Genomic DNA, 19,120 nt, shown 5'->3' on the forward strand with positions numbered 1-19,120 from the left:
GGCTCAGGATGCGGACGCGTCGAGGCAGATGGCCGAGGTCTTCGCTGATGCCGGATGTGCCGGATGGGTACATGCCAGGACGATCGGTCGGGCGGTCGAACGGGAATTCGGCTGGGCGGCAGATGATCCCGTCGTGATGGCATCGGTCTACAAGCTGCCGCTCCTTCTTGCTCTGTGTGACCTGGCCGAAATCGGGCAGATCGACCTGACTGCGACGGTGGTGGTAGACCCGGCGGATTGGGCGGTGGGGCCCACGGGTATCGCGACCTTGCACGACCCGGTGACATTGAGCTGGCGTGATCTGGCCGTACAGATGATGGTGATTTCTGACAACGCGGCAGCCGACGTGATCCTCGACCGGGTGGGGCTACCGCGGGTGCAGGAGAAACTCGATGCGCTCGGCCTGACCGAGACCAGAGTGGTCGGGGGCATGGCAGAACTGCAACAACAATTGGTCCGGGAAACGGGCACCAACACTGTGGTGGAGGCGTTCTCGGTGCTTGCCGACGCAGACCGGACGATGACCGTCACGGCCTACGACCCGGCGCTTGCCAGCGCGACGACGCCCCGCGACGCCACACGTCTGTTGCAACTCATCTGGACCGATCAGGCGGTATCGGCACAGATGAGCGAATTCGTTCGGTCAACGATGCGTAAACAGGCCTGGCAACAACGTCTTTCGTCGGGGTTCCCATTGGGCGTGGCAACCATCGCGGGTAAGACCGGCACACTCGGCGCCATCCGCAACGAGATCGCTGTTGTCGAATATCCCGGCGAACACCCGATCGCGGTTGCCGTCTTCACGCTGGCAGCCAGAGCCGAACTGTCACTGCCGACGGTGGAGGCAGCCGTCGGGCGAGCTGCGCGAATCGCGGTGACAGCAGTGCGAAGCCCCCTCTGACACGGTGATCGTCACGGGCTCTGCCACGCCCGATAGCGAATCGCTATCGGCTGCGGAGGCGATGCGACATTGCCGGGCCGCGGCCCGCCTGCTTGAGTCGGAGCGTGGACGAAAAACACCGGTCGCCCTACTTGCGTCGTATCATCCCGTTGATCCTGTTTGCTCTTGTCGGTTCGAGCTGTTCATGGCTGAGTGACGACCCCGAAGACACTTTTGGCGATTTCGCCTCAGCCCTCAGCGGGCGGCACGTCGGAGACGCCGCCGAACTGACCACCGATCCTGCCGCGGCAACCACGGCGATCAACGACATGTTCGAGGGTCTCGGCGATGGGGCCAAGGTGGTGGTCACCGCGAACGACGTGGAGTCCGATGGGAGCGACGGTCGCCTGACCATGGCATGGAATTTCGGGCCGGGCAAGGATCTCCGGTACGAGACGCGCGGCAGAACAGTCGAATCCGATGGCGACCGAAAGATGGTCTGGGATCCGACGCTGCTGCACGACAACTTGCTTCCCGGTTCGACATTCCGATATTCGGACGACAAAGATCTGATGACACCGGTGGTGGACCGCGGTGGAGCGGCGCTCCTCGACTGGCAGACGGTCGGAGTGGTCTCCGTGCGACGCGACGCCGTTGACGCAGCATCCACCGCGTTGGCGAGGACGCTGCGCCGGTTCGATGCGTCTATCACGGAGATGTCGATTCGAACGGCCGCGGAACAGCAGCAGGGCGATGCCGTCACCGTCGTCACGCTCAGGGAAGATGACGTCGACGCCGTTCGTGCGCAGCTCGAATCAATCGAGGGCGTCACGATCGTGGACCAGGGAAAGTTGTTGACCACCGATCGCGCCTTGCGGTCACCGGTTCTGGGCGACATCGAACGGACCTGGAACGACGTGATCACCGAACGCGCCGGGTGGTCGGTGTCGTTGGTGGATGCCGAGGGCAACGCGATCGATCAGCTCACGGCGGTGCCACCCCGAGCAACCGAGCCGCTACAGTTGTCCATTGATCGACGTCTTCAGCTGATCGCGCAAAGAGCTGTGGCGACCCGGTCCGAACCGACTGCGCTGGTGGCCATTTCGACAAACGCCGGAGGAATCCTCGCGGTCGCACAGAACGCTGCGGCGGATCGGGAAGGTGCGATTGCGCTCAGCGGACTGTATCCACCGGGTTCGACATTCAAGACGGTGACCACCGCGGCAGCGTTGTCGGAGGGGATCGTGACACCGCAGACACCGCTGCCGTGCCCGGGACGCGCCACCATCGAAGGCCGGACCATTCCGAACGAAGACGACTTCGATCTCGGGACGGTGCCGCTGACCACTGCATTCGCCCGGTCTTGCAACACCACCATGGCGGGGCTCTCGAACCGCCTCGGGGCTGATGCGCTCCCGGCGACCGCCACCCGGTTCGGCATCGGCGTGGACTTCGTGGTCCCGGGAATCACCACGGTCACCGGCACGGTGCCACGTGCCGACAGCGCGGCTCTGCGGGTGGAGAACGGCATCGGTCAGGGCAAGGTCACCGCCTCGCCGTTCGGCATGGCTGTCGCCGAGGCAAGTCTCGGACATGGATCGATGGTTCTTCCAACCCTGATCTCCGGGCGAACGACGACGGCCAGCGTGGAGCCGGAGCCACTGGATCCCGAGGTTGTCGAAGCCTTACGGGCGATGATGCGCCAGACCGTGTCGACGGGTACCGCCTCCCAGCTCAGCGACATCGACGGCTTGGGGGGTAAGACCGGTACTGCGGAGTACGGCGACAACACCCGTTCTCACGGGTGGTTCGCCGGGATCGTCGGCGACATCGCCTTTGCGTCGCTGGTGGTCGGTGGCAACAGCTCTGCCCCGGCCGTGGCGGTCGCCGGTGAATTTCTCAGACCCGCGACCGGCATGTGATTGAACCGACCGGTCCTAGTCCAGGAATCTCGCGCGTACCTCCGGAGAGGGGAGCGGGCATGTGTCGAGCTTCCCGAACACGCGGTATCGGATGGCCGCGAAGCCGTCATAGAGCCGGTCCCGCACGGGGCGGGGGATCGCCCGGGCGACCTTCAGCCACCGCCATGGCCGGTCGGCATGGGTGATCACACGTAGTGCAGCGTCTGACCGCACCGACACGTGCTCGCGCTTCGTGCCCGGGTTCTCCACGTAGACAACCGAATCGATCCCTGCCAGTTCCGGGTGCCGTTCGATGACATCGTGCGCGAAGTCGCCCTCCAGGGCAGCAAAACGTAATTCCTCTCGACGGTCGACGCGGAGGAGGAACTGCACGGCGTGGTTGCAGAATCCGCAGACGCCGTCGTACAGGACCACTGGTTGCTCAGGCATCGAGCCCTCCTCCGAGACGACACAGGCCGGCAGAGTCGACCCTACTGAATCGTCGCCGGTGACGGAGGTGGCAGCTCGCTGGACGCGCATCAGCGCCATGATCGTCGCGCTCGCCGATCGACACTCCCGGCTTCAGCACCCGGCGTCAGTAGAGGTCGCAGAAGAGGGCAGCGTCGTTGGCCTGATGCATGATCGGTCCGAAGTGCCTGGGACTCATGAAATCGTACAGATTGATATTCAGCTGGTCGGCGCCATTTCCGAACATCATGTTGGCAATTCCCGGTGTGATGATGTCTTTGTACTGATCGTCGTTGTCGACTTCCGGCCGTTCCCGGGTGAAGAACATATTCCACAGCATCGGTCCGTTGCCGTCGAAACTCCAAGTCGCGCGCATCTGCGCGTTCCTGGGCATGCGAGTCCAAGGATGTCGCTGTATGAGGCGCCCGAACCCCGCGGGTTCACCGCAACTCAGCCCGTTTACGTCCCCGGGACCCAAGGGAGGCGGTGTTCCGCGAATCAACCAGGGGTATGTGATCGGGACGAGCGTGGTGGTGAACCACGTGCGCAGTCCGGTCTTCAGATCGTTCAGCAGCTGTCCGGGTTCGGTCGGCGCGACCCAGTGTTCCGCTGAGATCTCGGCGTTCGCTGCTTGGAGTTTGCCGTAGTCGGACGCCATGATCAACGCAACCGTGGTGAACGCGTAGGTCGAGGCGGTGAGCGAATCATTGACCTGGCGTGAGAGTTGATCAACTCGGACCCTGGTCTTGTTGGCAAGCGACATCGCGTTCCTGTCGGAGGCAGCGCTGGTGTAAGCGGTGAGTCCGAGAAGGGTTGATATCGGGCCCCACACCGTTTTCAGCTCCGGTATGACCAGCCCCACGACATTCATCATCACGTTCGTCAGCTGGACGCCGTCAGCGAACGTGGTGCTACCAGCCGGCGGTGATACCTCGCGAACGATGGCGTCGCCGATCTGGGTGACGCTCAATTTTGCGTCCGTGCCGACAAGCCCCATCGACTTCTGCGAGTTGTCGTAGTAGGTCTTGACGGCAACGAACGAGGTGACTTCGGTGCGAAGCTGTGTCAGCGCTGCGTTGAACTCTGCGGCTGTGAAGGGGTAGGAAGCCCCGTCAGTGGGCATCGTGACTGAGGTCGCGAGGTCCTGCTTGATCGATGTCCACGCCGCGTTGTAGTTCGTGCGGTACTTCTCGCGGACGTTGCACGTGGCCGCAGTCGGCGATGTGCACCCGGGTACGTTCGCCTTCGATCCGATGTAAGCCTCGGCCGCGGCATTGATCGGCGGAAAGTTCGGGGCTCGATCCGAGCCACCCTGATATGAGGGCTGATACATGATGGCGTTCTGTCGCAAATCCACACCACCGAGCGGGCCGGACTGCAAGGGCAGGAAGGAGGAGTCGTGACTTCGGGCGATCAATCCCATTGCGGGACCGGGTTTCCCGAGAATTGCTCCCCTCTCCACGACAGATGACCCGGCGGCGGTTCCGCCGACGAGGGTGTAGTCGCTGGTTCCGTTGAGGCTGAGGAAGCTGAGCCTCGACCCGCCGAGCCGAACGATGGCGTCGGCGCCATCGTGCCACGCACCAGTGGGTTTGGGCCGGCCGAAACTCTGGATGACGACAAGGAGCGGACGTCCACCCGCATCGACCTCATTTGCTGCTGCAACGAGTCTCGCGCTCAGGTCACGATTGCCGGCGTCATTGTTGGTGACCACCGTGGCGCTGTATGCGGGTTCGAGAGTCTGGCTGTCGAAGCCGCGGATGACGAAGCCGTCTGAGCCGCTCGGCGTCGATGGGTAGCTGGCGCCGCCGATCGTCATGGTCACCGTGGGTCCGCCGGTCGCTTCTTGTCCCGTTGTGAAGGGCAGCGGTGCAGGCGGGGTGAAATCGTAACGCTGTCCGGCGGCGCTCCAGCGGAGCAGGCCAGTGATGTTGGCGCCTGCGCGGTCGCCCACGTCGACGCCGACGCGCGTATATGCCGTGCCCTCGGGAGCTCCGGTCTTGCCGATGATCGAGAAAGGTGCGCCCGCCTCCATTCGGTTCAGGTCATTGCCACTGATCGGAGATGCTCCCAGGGCTCGGAGCAGGTCGCCCACAGCCGGCTCGCGACTGGCATTGGTGATGCCGCGGTGGCCGCTGACAATGATGATCGTGTCGTTGCGATTCCTGTAGCTGTCGGCGATCGCAGCGAGCTGTCGCACGCCGCCGACAAAGTTGGGCGCCGTTCCGGATTCGAGTCGGGCACGGGTCCGGGCGTCCAGGACGGCGATGAGTAGGTTCTGCCGGTCGGCCGCGAACGGCATTCCCTCACCGCCCACGATGATGGACGCCGAGGGGTTGTCCGAAAGCGTTTCGATCGGGACGCCGAGCACTGGTTCACCGGCGTTCGGGGACAAGAGTTGCAGTCCACCTGGACCTGTGGAACCGGGTGTGTTCGGGTCGGGTGTGGGATTCTCCGGATCTGTCGAGCCGCTGTCTGTCGAGCCGCTGTCCGACGACCCGGCTCCGGGGAGGTCGAAGGGAAACGTGGGCTCCTCCGCGCCCGCCACCCCTGAGCCCAGGAGGGTTGCGACAGTGACGGCCGAGACGAGCAACACCGTGCCCGCTCTGAACCGGGCTGTGCTGCTGCGGCGTGGAAACAATTCGGTGACTCCCTTTTTGCACAGGCGGGAATGGCTGCGGCCACACCCGCTTCGCAACCTAGGGGCCGAATGCATATTTTTGCAACGTCGACAACCGGGGATCGCGTGGATGGCGACCGGCTACGGTTGCAAAATCCATGCGGCGCAGGTGAAGAGTGATCGTGTCCGCCCCTGGGCCGAATCAGTACTTCGTCGCAACCGTAAGGACTTGCTCCATGCTCTCTCGTCTTGGACGATTCGCCGCCATGGTTGTGGTGGGCGCAGCACTTTCGGCCGGGGTGCTCGTGCCATCCGGCTCAGCGTCGGCGCAGCCTGTTGCGCCGGGTGCGCAGTTCAAACACTTCAACATTCATATTCGCTCGACCGATGGAGGCGCAGGTGGCGTGCACTGCGTCAAGAACCAGCCCTTCGGACGCGAAGGCAGTCGATGTGATGCACACGGCTATTACGATGACAGTCAAGCTGCGGGATTCGTGAACGTTGATGGTGGGGTTGTCTACGACAGCGACGGCCACGGCGGCACGTACCTCAAGTTCTATACCAAGGCCGGCGAAGTGATCGAGGGAAACATTCCGTCCCGCAGTTCCGCCGACTTCACGATCTCGAGTTTCAGCTCTCCGGCGTTCGGCGTCTTGGCCCGCACCGGACAGAAGTTGTACTTCGATGTGAGAACCACCGATCACGGCCAGACCACCGGTGACCGGTGGGTCGACTTCTATCTTCATGGCGACCTCGTGATCAACACCCCGGTCGGCGGCGGTTATCTCGAGGGTCTCTTCGATGACTTCTTGGAGAGCATCAGCGGCGCGTTCGGTAGCAGCTGAGCGCAGCCCGTGGCATCCCGCTGCGGTCGAGTTGCCGACCAGAACATTCGTCCGGCGGGATCGGCCTCAGAAGTCGAGTACGACCAGCGCCACCAAGACGTTGATCAGGGTTGCCGACACTGCGAAGGCGATCGCTCCGGGCCGGGCCGGGCGTAATCGTGCCGCGACTGCGCCGGCCACCGCGAGCGTGGCGACCATCGACACCGTGAGGACGACTGCGCCTGATTCGATCGGAAGACCTTGCAGCAGTGCCGCGACGGCGATCGGGCCGAGGATCAGTCCGGCGACGACCTGGAGGGTGTTGCCGACCATGCGCTGACCTCGGCGGTTTCTGGCGGTGTCGGTCATGCTTGTCTGTCAACCACTTCCAGTAGCTGCATCATGCCGTGATCCTCGTGGAAGAGGATGTGGCAGTGCATGACGAATTGACCCGTGAAGTCCTCGAATCGGTGGCGGATGGTGAGTGTTCCGAACGGCGGGAGCATGGCCGTGTCCCGGTAGTGCTGCTCATCCACCGGCTGGTCGTTGATCGCCACCACCTGAAAGTCGTTGACGTGGATGTGAACTGGGTGGGGCTCGTAGGTGCGGTTGATGAAGTGCCACTCTTCGGTGTCGCCGAGCGTCATCGTTTCGTTGACCACATGGTGGTCGAACATCGTGCCGTTGATGTAGTACATGAAGTGCTCGGTGTCGCCGGTTCCGCGCGGTTCCATCTCCTCGAAGACGAACTGCCGACGGCGGTCGATGGCGGCGTCGCGCAGGTCGTCGAAGGGGAGCAGGGCGCCCGGTATGGGCTCGGGCGTCTGTTTGGCCCCCTGTGACACCAGGTTGAGCAGCGGCATCGGTGCGGGCACCATCGAGGAGTAGAAGGGGCCGAACTCATCCCAGCTCAAAGACCGCATCTGGTAGGTGCCGATGTTGGCGCCTTCGATGAGTACATCGGCGCGTCCACCCGGCACCACCTCGAGAACGTCGACGGTGGACACCGAGGTGCGGGCAGCGCCGTCGATCCCGATCACATGCATCGGATGTTCGTCGAGCTGCAGACGCAGGAACAAGGAACTCGCGTTGATGATGCGCCACCGCTGCACTTCACCCGGCGCGATCTCGGTGGTGGGTTGGAAGGTGCCGTTGACCAGTGTCTGCTGCAGGCTGTTCGAGCTCTTGTCGCCCGGAACCATCTTGCCGTCTTGCATTTCGGTCTGACTCAGGACCAGGAGGCGTTCAGGGCGCCCCTTCACGCCGGGCAGTTCATCCAGCTCGCCGCGCACGATGAGGGCCCCGAACAGACCGCCGAAAACCTGTGTGTCACTGATGGTGTGCTGATGCGAGTGGTACCAGAACGTGCCCGCGGAATGGTCTGCGGGAAGGTCGTAGGAGTAATCGAAGGTCTCGCCGGGCTCAATGGCCATGAGAACGTCGTCGCTCGGCTGTTTCGGCGAGACGTGCCATCCGTGTGTGTGCAGGTTGGTGGGCTCGTCGATGTCGTTGATCAACGACACCTCGATGCGGTCACCCGGTCGCACGTCCAGCGTCGGTCCGGGGTAGCTGCTCTCGTAGGTGACCGCCGAGACCTTCCCGCCGCCCATGGCCACATCGCTGCGAGCCACCTTCAGTTGTGTTTTCAGCGAACCGCTCTCGCTCGCCCGGACACTCGGCTCGAACCAGGTGACCCCGCCGGCGTTGTCTTTGCTCGAAGCGCATGCGGTGAGGACTGACCCGCCGAGCAGGGGAAGGCCGACGAGGGCTGCGGCGCCGGTGAGGAAAAGTCGGCGATTGACCGCTGGGACAGGCAGTTTCGGTTCAGCCATCGGTGGGCTCCTTGGTGATGGTGACGGTGCGTGAGGTGGAGCCGATACCGTTCGCGGTCCAGGTGACGTCGATCGTGTGTTGCACCGGTCCGTCGCACGCGAAGACCACCGATGCCCCGATTCCGGTCGGTCCTCCGGCAGGCACCTGGAAAGGCACCTGGTCCTTGATGCCCACGGGGAGCAGTTGGCCGTCGAGGCGCAGTTCCACCCCGGTGGCCGATGGTGCGCGCCACCCGACGGTCACCACGGACCGCGGGGGAGTGTCTTTCAGGCACGTGAACGTCGGCAGGACGGTGAAGTCGTCCACCTGTAGTGCGCCGCCCGGATCCGTTGCCGGCACCACGGACGCCGTCGGTGGTGTGGTCCGTGTCGGGATCGGCGCCAGCCCGTCGCGACTGTCCGACGAAGACGAATCATCGTCATCGCATCCGCCGAGCACCAGCAGCAATGCTGCAGTTGTGACCAGCGCGCCCGTCACGCCGGTCCGGGGTGGCAACCGCCACGAGGTCTTGATCATGACGTGTGTGCCGTTGCAGGCAGGGTTTCAGCGGGTTTCGCGCACATGGGGATACTTCACCGGCAAGGTGCATATTTTTCGCATAGGCACCCGTGTCGCCGAGTTCCGGTGCGTCGCCGGGAAGTGTCAGCGAGCCCGCACGGGAAAGACACGCTGCGACATGACGGGTGCGAACCACAATCGAGACAGATCCATGGTGCCGGTCCGCTTGGCGCTGCTGGGCACGAGGCCATGCTCCACCCCGCCGGGTGACCAGTGGTCGTGCAGATCCTCGGCAGCAAAGATGAACGGCAGCCAGTCGGTCATCTCCTCGGGGCGGGTGAATCCGCCCGCGATGGCCCACAGCACGTCATTGGTGCGGTAGGTGAGGAAGTGTTCGCCATAGGCGGGGCCGAGACCGTCGCCGATCAGAGCGGTGAGCACAAACCACTCGGTGGCGGCCAAGACGTGCGCGGAGGTGTTCGACCGAGCCAGCTCGTAGTGTTCGTCGACCGAGGCAACCGCATGGTCTTCGTCGAAGAACACCTGGGCCTGACTGATGTCGCGGCCGGCTCCGACTCGAGCATGGTCGGGCATCCCCAGGACAAAGTAGGCGCTCTGCGGTGTCACCTCATCTCCCATGGACGCATTGTGTCAGTGCAGCAGCCGCTGCGCCCGCAGGCGCGAGGGTGAATGGCCACCGCGCAGTTCGCACCACATGCCGCCGCACGCTCCGTGTGCAACTGGCTCGTATGCGAGCACGCGGAGCGAATCTGCGCGTCGGAGCGGACAGTTACGATGACGCCATGTCATCAGTGCAGATCAATGGGTCCTCGGGTGGACACACCAGCAGTGCAACCGTCTCGCCGGGGGCGTTGATCTTCACCGCCGGTGCCGCGCCCATCGATGCAGAGGGGGCGACGGTCGCGCCGGGTGATGTCACCCGGCAAGCCCACCAGTGCATGGCGAACCTGCGCGAGGCCCTTGCCGATGCGGGCGCCGAACTGACCGACGTCGTGAAGGTCACGGTGTATGTCGCAGAGAAGCTGCAGGCCGATCTGGTGGTTGCGTGGGACGCGGTCACCGAGGAGTTCGGCGACCACCAGCCGGCAGGCACCCTCCTCGGGGTGACTGTTCTGGCCTACGACGACCAGCTCGTCGAAATCGAGGCCGTGGCGGTTCGTCCGGGCTCATGACCCGGTTCGCGATCGGCACCGAGCAGCGTCGCGCACGGTTGATGCGCCGACACCGGCTGCTCCCGGCTGTCCATGCCGGCTCGCCCGAGGAGGTCGCCGAAGCGGTGGTGGGTCTGCACGCGACCACACCGTCGACCGTCTACATCTCGACATGGGCGCGGATGGCGCACTTCGACATCACCGACATGGAACGTGCGCTCTACGTCGACCGCACGTTGGTCAAGCAACTGGCCATGCGCCGGACCCTTTTTGTGTTCCCGCGGCCGACACTGGTCGACGCGGTGAGCGCGGTGGGCACCAGGGTCGCGGCAAGCGAACGCACCAACATGCTTCGAGACCTGCGCCGCGACGACAACTTCCCCGACCCTGAGGAGTGGATCGCCGAGGCCCGCGCGGCGGTACTGGGTGCCCTCACCGACGGACGGTCGGCCTCGTCGACTCAACTGCGCAACGAGCTGCCCGCACTCGCCGGAGCCATCCGGCACGGTGAAGGCAAGTCGTGGGGCGGGGTATCCCAGATGGGGCCCCGCATTCTCAGTCATCTGAGCGCGGCAGGCGACATCGTGCGCGGTCCCAATGACGGGAACTGGTTGCGCTCCAAGCCTCGATGGATCTCGATGCAGGACTGGCTCGGTGAACCCCTGCCGATCGAAGACGCGGCGACCGGCCACCGGAACCTGATCCGGCGATGGTTGCGGCAATTCGGGCCCGGTACCGAAACCGACATCGTGTGGTGGCTGGGATCGACGAAAACTGCTGTCCGCAAAGCGCTGTCAGAGCTCGACGTGGTGGAGGTGGATCTCGATGACGGCTCGACCGGGTTCGTGTTGGCCGACGACCTGGGCGAGGTGGAACCTGCGCCACCGACTGCGGTGCTGCTACCCGAACTCGACCCCACCCTGATGGGCTGGAAGCAGCGCGACTGGTATCTCGGTCCGCATGCGGGGCACCTGTTCGACAGCAACGGCAACGGCGGACAGACGGTGTGGTGGGATGGCCGCATCATCGGCGGCTGGCACCAGCGGCCCGACGGGTCGATCGGCTTGCATCTGCTCGAGAAGGTCGGTCGGGCCGCTGTCGCCGCGGCAAGGGCGAGAGCACGCGACCTCGAGCTGTTCCTGGGGGAGGCCCGCCCGAAGCCTGGGTATCCAGCTCCTTTTCACAAAACACCCAGTGGATGACGGTGCCCTCGGTGCGATGGTTGACGGTTCACAGGAAGCTCCCAGCTTGCTGGCAGTTTCTCAAAAGTATGGGTCGGCAGAGTAGGTGCCATGAGTGATCAGGGTGCACGAGTGCTGGTGGTAGACGATGAACCGAACATTCTCGAACTGTTGTCGGTGTCTCTGAAGTTCCAGGGGTTCGACGTCCGGACAGCGCCGGACGGCCCGCGTGCCATCGACCGTGCCCGGACCTTTCGCCCGGACGCCCTCATCCTGGACGTGATGATGCCGGGGATGGACGGATTCGGCCTGCTCCGTCGCCTCCGCGCCGACGGTGTGGAGGCGCCCGCGTTGTTCTTGACGGCCCGCGATTCCCTGGAAGACAAGGTCACCGGGTTGACCATCGGGGGAGACGACTACGTCACCAAGCCCTTCAGTCTCGAGGAGGTGGTGGCTCGTCTGCGCGTGTTACTGAGGCGCGGCGGTTTTGGTGAGAAGCCGGCGCAGAATCCTCGAATCACCTTTGCCGACATCGAGCTCGACGACGACACCCACGAGGTGTGGAAGAGCGGCGAGCTGATCTCGCTGTCGCCCACCGAGTTCACGCTGCTGCGCTATTTCATGATCAACGCCGGAACCGTCCTGTCGAAGCCGCGGATCCTCGACCATGTCTGGAACTACGACTTCGGTGGCGAGGTCAACGTCGTCGAATCGTATGTCTCCTACCTCCGCCGCAAAGTCGACACCGGCGACCGGCGGCTCATCCACACACTGCGCGGCGTGGGTTACGTGATGCGCGAGCCTCGGTGACCGGAACCGCCGCGACGGCAACAGTCCCACGCCGCGGGGTACCTCTGCGGGTGTCACTGGTGGCATTGACATTGGTGCTGGTGATGCTCGGACTGTTGGTGTCGGGTATCGCCGTGACGTCGGCGATGAAGAACAACCTGATGGACCGCACGGACAAGTCGTTACGGGAGGCCTCGCAGACCTGGGCAAGGCCGAAAGAGTTGCCCCCCGATCTCCCGAAGCCCGAGGACGTTCAGATCGGCCGGCCTCCGACGCCCTACTTCGTGTTCGTGCAGCGGGCTGACGGGACCGTCCTGAAGATCAACGACTTCGGCGGTCAGCCCGACATCACCGATCTCAGCAAGTTGGGGCCAGATCCTGTGACTGTCTCGTCGGCCGACGGCGGCGACCCCCACTGGCGGGTGATCATGACATCCTCACCGACCGGAACCGCCATCGTTGCCATCAAACTGACCGACGTCGACGACACGGTCACGCGGCTGATCTGGCTGCAGTTCGGGATCGGCGTGGGGGTGGTGCTCCTGGTCGGAGCGCTGGGATATCTGTTGGTACGCAGCAGTTTACGGCCGTTGCAGCGCGTCGAGAACACAGCGATGGCGATCGCTGCCGGCGATCTCGATCAGCGCGTACCACCGGCTGCACCCAACACCGAGGTCGGCAGACTCGGTGCGTCGCTGAACACCATGCTCCACCAGATCCAGAACGCCTTTGCCGCCACCGCCGCGTCAGAGGAACAGGCTCGTCGCTCCGAGGACAAGATGCGCCGATTCGTCGCCGACGCCAGCCATGAACTCCGCACACCTCTGACGTCGATCAAAGGGTTTTCCGAGCTCTATCGGCAGGGCGCGATGACCGACACGGCGCAGTTGATGTCGCGAATCGAAACCGAAGCCGGACGCATGGGACTGCTTGTCGAGGACCTGTTGATGCTCGCGCGTCTCGATGCGCATCGCCCGATCGAGCATGCGCCCGTCGACTTGCTCGCGCTCGCCTCCGACGTGGTGCACAGCGCGCGGGCCACCGCGCCCGATCGGGACATCTCGGTGCAAGTGCTCGATGGCCCCGGCCTTCCGGAAGTGCAGGGTGACGCCGACCGCCTGGCTCAGGTGCTGAGCAATCTCATCGGCAACGCCATCCGGCACACCCCACCACAGGCCACCATCACCGTGCGGGTCGGCACCAGTGGTGATGACGCCATTCTGGAGGTTGCCGACACCGGACCAGGCCTACGTGACGAGGACAAAGCCCAGGTGTTCGAGCGCTTCTACCGGGCCGATGCCTCGCGCCACCGCACCGAGCACTCCTCGGGCAGCGGTCTCGGCCTGTCGATCGTCGCGGCGCTGGTGGCCGCACATGGCGGAACCGTCGGGGTCGACGACACACAGGGTGGCGGTGCCACGTTCTGGGTCCGGTTGCCGCGCGACCGCTGAAGTTCGAAAGGGTCAGTCGGCCACGTAGTCGGTATGACCGTATTCACGTAGCTTCGCCCTGATCTTGTCGGCAACCTCATCCAGCGCCGCGGGGTCGGGGTCCTTGTCGGCGTTGGCGAGGTCAAAGGTCTCGAGCTGCCAGGCCGGGAACACGTGGACGTGCAGGTGCGGAACCTCCAGTCCGGCGATGAGCAAACCCATCCGCGGCGCGTCGAACGCCTCCTTCACGGCCTGGCCGACCGTCTGCGCGACCGTGTTGATCTTTCCGAACAGCTCAGGATCAACGCTTTCCCAATGGTCGACCTCTTGGCGCGGCACCACCAGCAGGTGACCGTCGGTGACGGGATTGATGGTCAAGAACGACACCACGTCGTCGTCCTTCCACACGAACCGTCCGGGGATGTCGCCGTTGATGATCATGCTGAAAACCGATGCCATGGGATGAGCTTATTGGGTACGTGCGAATTGGCGAGCTTTTGTCCGATGGCTCGATACGCGAGCCGAAGCGAAGCCGGAGGTGTGGCCGCGGTTGATCTGGACTGCCGACGAACGAGCGCAGCGATGTGAGGAGAAGGGAAGAGCAACCGCCCGATGGCCACGCCGACAAAGCGAGCGGAGCGAGCCGAATGAACACAGCTTGTTGACAGCTACGCCCGAGGTTTGCGGCAGGTCCGGATTCCAGAGTGTGTGCCATGACAGCAGACACCCTCGACGATGCGCCGTTCGAGACCGCCGCAATCGTCTTCGACCACACGCCGCCAGGGCCGGTTCTCGACATAGTCGTCCCGGTTTTCAATGAGGAGCTCGACCTGGGCAGGTGCGTGCACCAGCTCGCCGAGTACCTGAACACCCAGATGCCCTACTCGGCCAGGATCACGATCGCGGACAACGCCAGCACCGATGCCACGTTGCAGGTCGCCTGCCGTCTGGCTGCGGCGATCGATGACGGGCGTCGGGTGCGCGTGGCGCATCTCGACGCGAAGGGCCGGGGCCGGGCGCTCAAAGCGATGTGGCAGGACAGCGACGCACGTGTGGTCGCGTATATGGACGTCGATCTGTCGACCGACCTCAATGCGCTGCTGCCGTTGGTTGCTCCATTGGTGTCAAGGCATTCGGATGTCGCGATCGGATCTCGGCTGATCCGCTCGTCGCGGGTGATTCGGGGACCGAAGCGAGAGTTCATCTCTCGTGGTTACAACCTGCTGCTGCGCACCACGATGGGGGCCAGTTTCTCGGACGCACAGTGCGGATTCAAAGCGATTCGCTCCGACGTGGCTCGGCGTCTGCTGCCGATGGTCGACGACACCGGCTGGTTCTTCGACACCGAGATGCTTGTCATCGCGCAGCGGGCCGGACTCCGGATCGCCGAGGTGCCGGTGGACTGGGTGGATGATCCTGCCAGCAAGGTCGACATCGTGAAGACGGCCACCGAGGACGTGAAGGGGTGTTGGCGTGTCGGGCGAGCTCTCGCGAGTGGACGGCTGCCGGTGTCTGAACTCCGGGACAGCTTCGGCCGCAACGATCCCGGACCGCAGGTGACCGGGGTGCCGCGTGGAATGGTGGGTCAATTGGCCAGGTTCTGTGTGGTCGGGATGGCCTCCACCATCGCCTACGCGGTGCTCTACCTGGCTCTGCACTCGATCGTCGGTGCCCAAACGGCCAACTTCTTGTCGTTGCTGATCACGGCCGTGTTCAACACTGCCGCCAACCGCGCGTTCACCTTTCGGGTGCACGGACGGGACAATGCCGCCAAGCACCATCTCCAGGGAATCGCGATCTTCGTGTTCGGTTGGACTCTGACAGCTGGATCGCTTCTCTTGCTGCACATCTGGGCCCCCGACACGTCCAAGCACGCAGAGTTATTCGTGCTCGTGGTGGCAAACCTCGTCGCCACAGTCCTGCGCTTCATCGGCTTTCGATGGGTGTTCAGCGCGTCGCACCGCACTGTGAAAGAGGTCTCGGCATGACTGTGCTCATCGATCGACCGCCGGCCGATCCGGCTCCCGGTACCCCTGACTCGCCATCGGGGACGTCCACCCGGCCACGGTGGGAATGGCCTGCTTTTGCGGCCCTTGTTGTCGGGACCGGCGTGCTCTACCTGTGGAACCTGAGCATCAATGGGTGGGCCAACTCGTTCTACTCGGCGGCCATCCAAGCGGGGTCTCAATCGTGGAAGGCGTGGTTCTTCGGGTCGTCGGATGCCGCCAACTCGATCACGGTGGACAAGCCGCCGATGTCGTTGTGGATCCCGGGTATCTCCGTCCGCGTCTTCGGGTTGAACTCGTGGTCGATCATCGCTCCGCAGGCACTCATGGGTGTCGCGTCGGTGGCGCTGCTGTACTGGATCGTGCGTAAACGATTCGGTCCGGCGGGTGGCCTGATCGCCGGTGCGACACTTGCGCTGACCCCTGTGGCGGCGTTGATGTTTCGGTTCAACAATCCCGACGCGCTGCTGGTGCTGCTCATGATCGCCGCGGTGTGGGCGACACTGAAAGCCATCGACGACGGACGGGTCCGCTGGATGATCCTGACGGGTGTGTTCGTCGGTTTCGGGTTCCTCACCAAGCAGATGCAGGTGTTCCTGGTGATACCGCCGCTCGCGTTGACCTACATCGCGTTCGGGCAGAAGACCTGGCTCAAGAGACTCGGTCATCTCTTCGCAGCACTCGGCGCCATGATCGTGTCGGCCGGGTGGTGGGTGTTGGCCGTGGAATTGTGGCCGAAGGACTCGCGGCCCTACATCGGTGGATCGCAGAACAACTCCATTCTGGAGCTCACATTGGGCTACAACGGTTTCGGACGTCTCAACGGAAACGAGACCGGTAGCGTGAGCCCGGGCGGAGGCGGAATGGCCGAACAGTTCGGTGCCCCGGCCACAGGAGGCGTCAATGAACTCGCCGCGCCCGGTGGCGCGACGTTCACCGGCCCCGGCGGAGGTGGCGGGATGTGGGGTGAAACCGGCATCACCCGGATGTTCGAATCAGGCCAGGGTGGTCAGATCGCGTGGCCGATCCCGGCTGCACTCATCCTGGGAATCGCTGCGATCGCGTTGCGCGGCAGGGCATCCCGAACCGACAGTCGCCGCGCACTGCTGGTCGTCTGGGGCCTATGGCTGATCACGACGATGGCGGTCTTCAGTTTCATGGCGGGCATTTTCCACGCGTACTACACGGTGGCGCTGGCACCGGCCATTGCTGCTCTGGTGGGCGCCGGTGCGGTGGAGTGCTGGCGTCGACGCGAGAAGCGTTGGGTACCGGCAGTTCTCGCTGCGACTACACTGACGGCCGGCGTCATGTCATTCGTATTGCTCGATCGATCCGCCGACTTCATGCCGTGGCTGAGATATGTGGTGCTCGTCGGCTCGGTCGTCGCTGCACTGGGTCTGCTCCTGTCGAATCTCCGGAACACCGGTGCGCGCCGCGGGGCGCTGGTCGCGGCTCTGGTCGCGGTCGTGTTGGGGCTCGCGGGACCGGCCGCATACGCCATCGACACGGTGAGCAGCGCTCGCTCGGGATCGATACCGAGCGCAGGCCCTTCCTCGCAAGGAGGGTTCGGTCCAGGTGGCGGTATGCGACTGGGCCGGGGTGGGGCAGGCGGCGGCATGCCTCCCGGCATGTCGAACAACCAGGGCACCGTGCCGGGGATGCCCAAAGGTCAGGGCCGCACCATGACCCCCGGTCCAGCGGGCACCCAAGTGCCGCAGAACGGTACGTTGGAGCTGTTCGGTGGGCCGGGAGGTATGGGCGGTACCGGCGGCGGTCTGCTGCAGGGCTCGCGCCCGAGCGATGAGCTGGTGGCGTTGCTGAACACCGATGCAGACGACTACACGTGGGTCGCGGCCGCCATCGGATCGAACAGTGCCTCTGGTTACCAGCTCGCGACCGAGCGTTCGGTGATGCCGATCGGTGGCTTCAACGGCAGCGACCCGTCTCCGACGCTCGCGGAGTTCCAGAAGTACGTGCAGGACGGCGAAATTCACTACTTCATCGCCGCGGGCGGCGGCATGATGGGCGGCGGCATGATGAGTGGGGGCACCGGATCGGACATCACCGAGTGGGTGGAGGCCAACTTCGTCAGTACGACAGTGGACGGCGTGACGCTCTACGACCTCACCGCGCCCGCCTGAGCAACGATCGCCAGACGCCTTCTTCTAAGCTCGCAGTGCTGTTCGGGAAATAGGACAGCCTGACAGAGAAGGTGTCTCCGAATGAGCGAGCCCGAGAGCAACGTCCGTCCAGCCACCGCTGGTGTCGCTCAACTCAGGCACCGGGTGACCCGTATGCGCGGCCGCGACCCGCATGAGGACGGTCGCGCGGCAACCAGCCTCGAGTTGTTCTTCGATCTCACGTTTGTCGTCGCCTTTGCGTTCGCAGGAAGCGAAGTTGCGCACTTCGTCGCCGAAGGTCACTACAAGACCGCCGTGATCGGGTTCGTGTTCTGCACGTTCGCGGCGGTGTGGGCTTGGATCAACTTCACCTGGTTCGCATCGGCATTCGACACCGACGACTGGGTGTATCGCCTGACGACGATGCTGCAGATGGTCGGTGTCCTGATCCTCGCCCTGGGCATCGAGCCGTTGTTCGCGTCGGTGGACGAGGGCGGTGTCGTCGACAACCGCGTCCTCGTCCTCGGGTATGTGGTGATGCGCCTGGCCATGGTGCTCCAATGGGTCCGCGCCGCCCTGAGCAGCCCGGACTACCGACGGACCTGCCTCACGTACGCAGTCGGCATCAGTGTTGTGCAGATTGCCTGGATTGCGGCCATCTTCCTCGACACCACCCTTCTGCAGACCCTGCTGGTGATCGGGGCGCTGGTCGTCTGCGAGATGGCGGTGCCGGCGATCGCCGAGAACATCGGCGATGAGGGCACGACGCCGTGGCATGCGCATCACATCGCCGAGCGGTACGGTCTGCTCGCGATCATCACCTTGGGCGAAGGCATCGTCGGCACCACCGTGGCGCTGCAGGCGGTGGTCCACTCGGCCGGATGGACTCTGGAGACGGCGATCCTCGGCCTCGCCGGAGTCGGCATCACGTTCGGCATGTGGTGGGTCTACTTCATCGTTCCGGCCGGCCACGCGCTGCACCTTCAGCGTGGCAAAGCATTTGTCTTCGGGTACTTCCACATCATCGTCTTCATGTCGATCGCGATGATGGGGGCGGGACTTCACGTTGCGGCACTGTTCATCGAACACAAGGCGACGATCAGCGAATTGGCCGCGGTGGTGTCCGTGGTGCTGCCCGTCGGGGTCTTCATCGGATCGGTCTTCCTGCTGTACGGATTCCTGCTGGGCTTCGATCGCATCAATATGGCGTTGGCCGTCGGGTCGGGCGCCATCCTGGCGGTCGCGGTGGTGCTGGCGGCAAACGGGGTGTCGGTGGTGACGTGTCTTGTGGTGATCGCCCTGGCGCCGGCACTCTGCATCGTGGTCGACGAGCGACTCGGCAGCGAAGGACGCAAGAAGGCACTCGAGGCTTTGGTGGCCGGTTCGCGCTGACCGCGG

General features: G+C 64.2%; 17 protein-coding genes. 10 read left to right on the forward strand and 7 right to left on the reverse strand.

Annotated features, from left to right (window positions below; genetic code table 11):
* Window positions 1-28: 28 nt before the first annotated feature.
* Window positions 29-901 (forward strand): serine hydrolase, encoded by an 873-nt coding sequence (locus tag CSW57_RS02775; RefSeq protein ID WP_099381997.1) that lies wholly within the window; start codon window positions 29-31, stop codon window positions 899-901.
* A 104-nt stretch (window positions 902-1,005) separates the two neighbouring features.
* Window positions 1,006-2,802: a penicillin-binding transpeptidase domain-containing protein gene (locus CSW57_RS02780; RefSeq protein WP_223249000.1), complete on the forward strand. Its 1,797-nt coding sequence runs from the start codon at window positions 1,006-1,008 to the stop codon at window positions 2,800-2,802.
* Between the two features lie 15 nt (window positions 2,803-2,817).
* Here CSW57_RS02780 and CSW57_RS02785 read toward each other — a convergent pair whose 3' ends face one another.
* A complete protein-coding gene (locus CSW57_RS02785; RefSeq protein WP_099381999.1) occupies window positions 2,818-3,231 on the reverse strand; it encodes a thiol-disulfide oxidoreductase DCC family protein in 414 nt (137 codons plus the stop codon).
* 145 nt (window positions 3,232-3,376) lie between these two features.
* Window positions 3,377-5,845, reverse strand: coding sequence for a hypothetical protein (locus tag CSW57_RS02790; protein WP_099381346.1), 2,469 nt, complete (start codon window positions 5,843-5,845; stop codon window positions 3,377-3,379).
* 260 nt (window positions 5,846-6,105) lie between these two features.
* Here CSW57_RS02790 and CSW57_RS02795 point away from each other — a divergent pair, with 260 nt between their 5' ends.
* Complete coding sequence (locus CSW57_RS02795; RefSeq protein ID WP_099381347.1) at window positions 6,106-6,714, forward strand: hypothetical protein; 609 nt, start codon at window positions 6,106-6,108, stop codon at window positions 6,712-6,714.
* 66 nt (window positions 6,715-6,780) lie between these two features.
* On the opposite strand, the gene CSW57_RS02800 is transcribed toward CSW57_RS02795, so the two are convergent.
* The 4 genes from CSW57_RS02800 to CSW57_RS02815 form a co-directional block, all read right to left on the reverse strand.
* Window positions 6,781-7,026, reverse strand: a complete 246-nt coding sequence (locus CSW57_RS02800) for a hypothetical protein (RefSeq protein ID WP_143696458.1) — start codon at window positions 7,024-7,026, stop codon at window positions 6,781-6,783.
* Window positions 7,027-7,058: 32 nt separating this feature from the next.
* On the reverse strand, window positions 7,059-8,525 hold the full coding sequence (locus CSW57_RS02805; protein ID WP_099381349.1) for a multicopper oxidase family protein: 1,467 nt from the start codon (window positions 8,523-8,525) through the stop codon (window positions 7,059-7,061).
* Entirely contained in the window at window positions 8,518-9,042 is a 525-nt protein-coding gene (locus CSW57_RS02810) for a hypothetical protein (RefSeq protein WP_099381350.1), read from the reverse strand. The genes CSW57_RS02805 and CSW57_RS02810 overlap by 8 nt, the downstream gene beginning before the upstream one ends.
* 126 nt (window positions 9,043-9,168) lie before the next feature.
* Window positions 9,169-9,663: a hypothetical protein gene (locus CSW57_RS02815; RefSeq protein ID WP_099381351.1), complete on the reverse strand. Its 495-nt coding sequence runs from the start codon at window positions 9,661-9,663 to the stop codon at window positions 9,169-9,171.
* 164 nt (window positions 9,664-9,827) lie between these two features.
* Between CSW57_RS02815 and CSW57_RS02820 the strand changes: the two genes are divergently transcribed.
* The 4 genes from CSW57_RS02820 to CSW57_RS02835 all read left to right on the forward strand — a co-directional run bounded on the left by CSW57_RS02820 (window position 9,828) and on the right by CSW57_RS02835 (window position 13,617).
* Window positions 9,828-10,217 carry a RidA family protein gene (locus CSW57_RS02820; protein WP_099382000.1) on the forward strand — a complete coding sequence of 130 codons (390 nt, stop codon included), beginning with the start codon at window positions 9,828-9,830 and terminating at the stop codon, window positions 10,215-10,217.
* Complete coding sequence (locus tag CSW57_RS02825) at window positions 10,214-11,398, forward strand: winged helix DNA-binding domain-containing protein (protein WP_099381352.1); 1,185 nt, start codon at window positions 10,214-10,216, stop codon at window positions 11,396-11,398. The genes CSW57_RS02820 and CSW57_RS02825 overlap by 4 nt, the downstream gene beginning before the upstream one ends.
* A gap of 90 nt (window positions 11,399-11,488) precedes the next feature.
* Window positions 11,489-12,187 carry a response regulator transcription factor gene (locus tag CSW57_RS02830; RefSeq protein WP_099381353.1) on the forward strand — a complete coding sequence of 233 codons (699 nt, stop codon included), beginning with the start codon at window positions 11,489-11,491 and terminating at the stop codon, window positions 12,185-12,187.
* A gap of 83 nt (window positions 12,188-12,270) precedes the next feature.
* Window positions 12,271-13,617 (forward strand): sensor histidine kinase, encoded by a 1,347-nt coding sequence (locus CSW57_RS02835; RefSeq protein WP_099382001.1) that lies wholly within the window; start codon window positions 12,271-12,273, stop codon window positions 13,615-13,617.
* A gap of 12 nt (window positions 13,618-13,629) precedes the next feature.
* On the opposite strand, the gene CSW57_RS02840 is transcribed toward CSW57_RS02835, so the two are convergent.
* Complete coding sequence (locus tag CSW57_RS02840; protein ID WP_099381354.1) at window positions 13,630-14,055, reverse strand: HIT family protein; 426 nt, start codon at window positions 14,053-14,055, stop codon at window positions 13,630-13,632.
* 254 nt (window positions 14,056-14,309) lie between these two features.
* Between CSW57_RS02840 and CSW57_RS02845 the strand changes: the two genes are divergently transcribed.
* The 3 genes from CSW57_RS02845 (at window position 14,310) to CSW57_RS02855 (ending at window position 19,114) form a co-directional block, all read left to right on the forward strand.
* Window positions 14,310-15,584, forward strand: a complete 1,275-nt coding sequence (locus CSW57_RS02845; RefSeq protein WP_099381355.1) for a bifunctional glycosyltransferase family 2/GtrA family protein — start codon at window positions 14,310-14,312, stop codon at window positions 15,582-15,584.
* Complete coding sequence (locus tag CSW57_RS02850) at window positions 15,581-17,743, forward strand: glycosyltransferase family 39 protein (RefSeq protein ID WP_099381356.1); 2,163 nt, start codon at window positions 15,581-15,583, stop codon at window positions 17,741-17,743. Before CSW57_RS02845 ends, CSW57_RS02850 begins: the two co-directional genes overlap by 4 nt.
* An 81-nt stretch (window positions 17,744-17,824) precedes the next feature.
* Entirely contained in the window at window positions 17,825-19,114 is a 1,290-nt protein-coding gene (locus tag CSW57_RS02855; RefSeq protein ID WP_223249001.1) for a low temperature requirement protein A, read from the forward strand.
* The last annotated feature ends 6 nt before the right edge of the window (window positions 19,115-19,120 follow it).

Origin of the sequence: Williamsia muralis (assembly GCF_002735905.1) — a bacterium.
Classification (GTDB): Bacteria; Actinomycetota; Actinomycetes; order Mycobacteriales; family Mycobacteriaceae; genus Williamsia; species Williamsia muralis_A.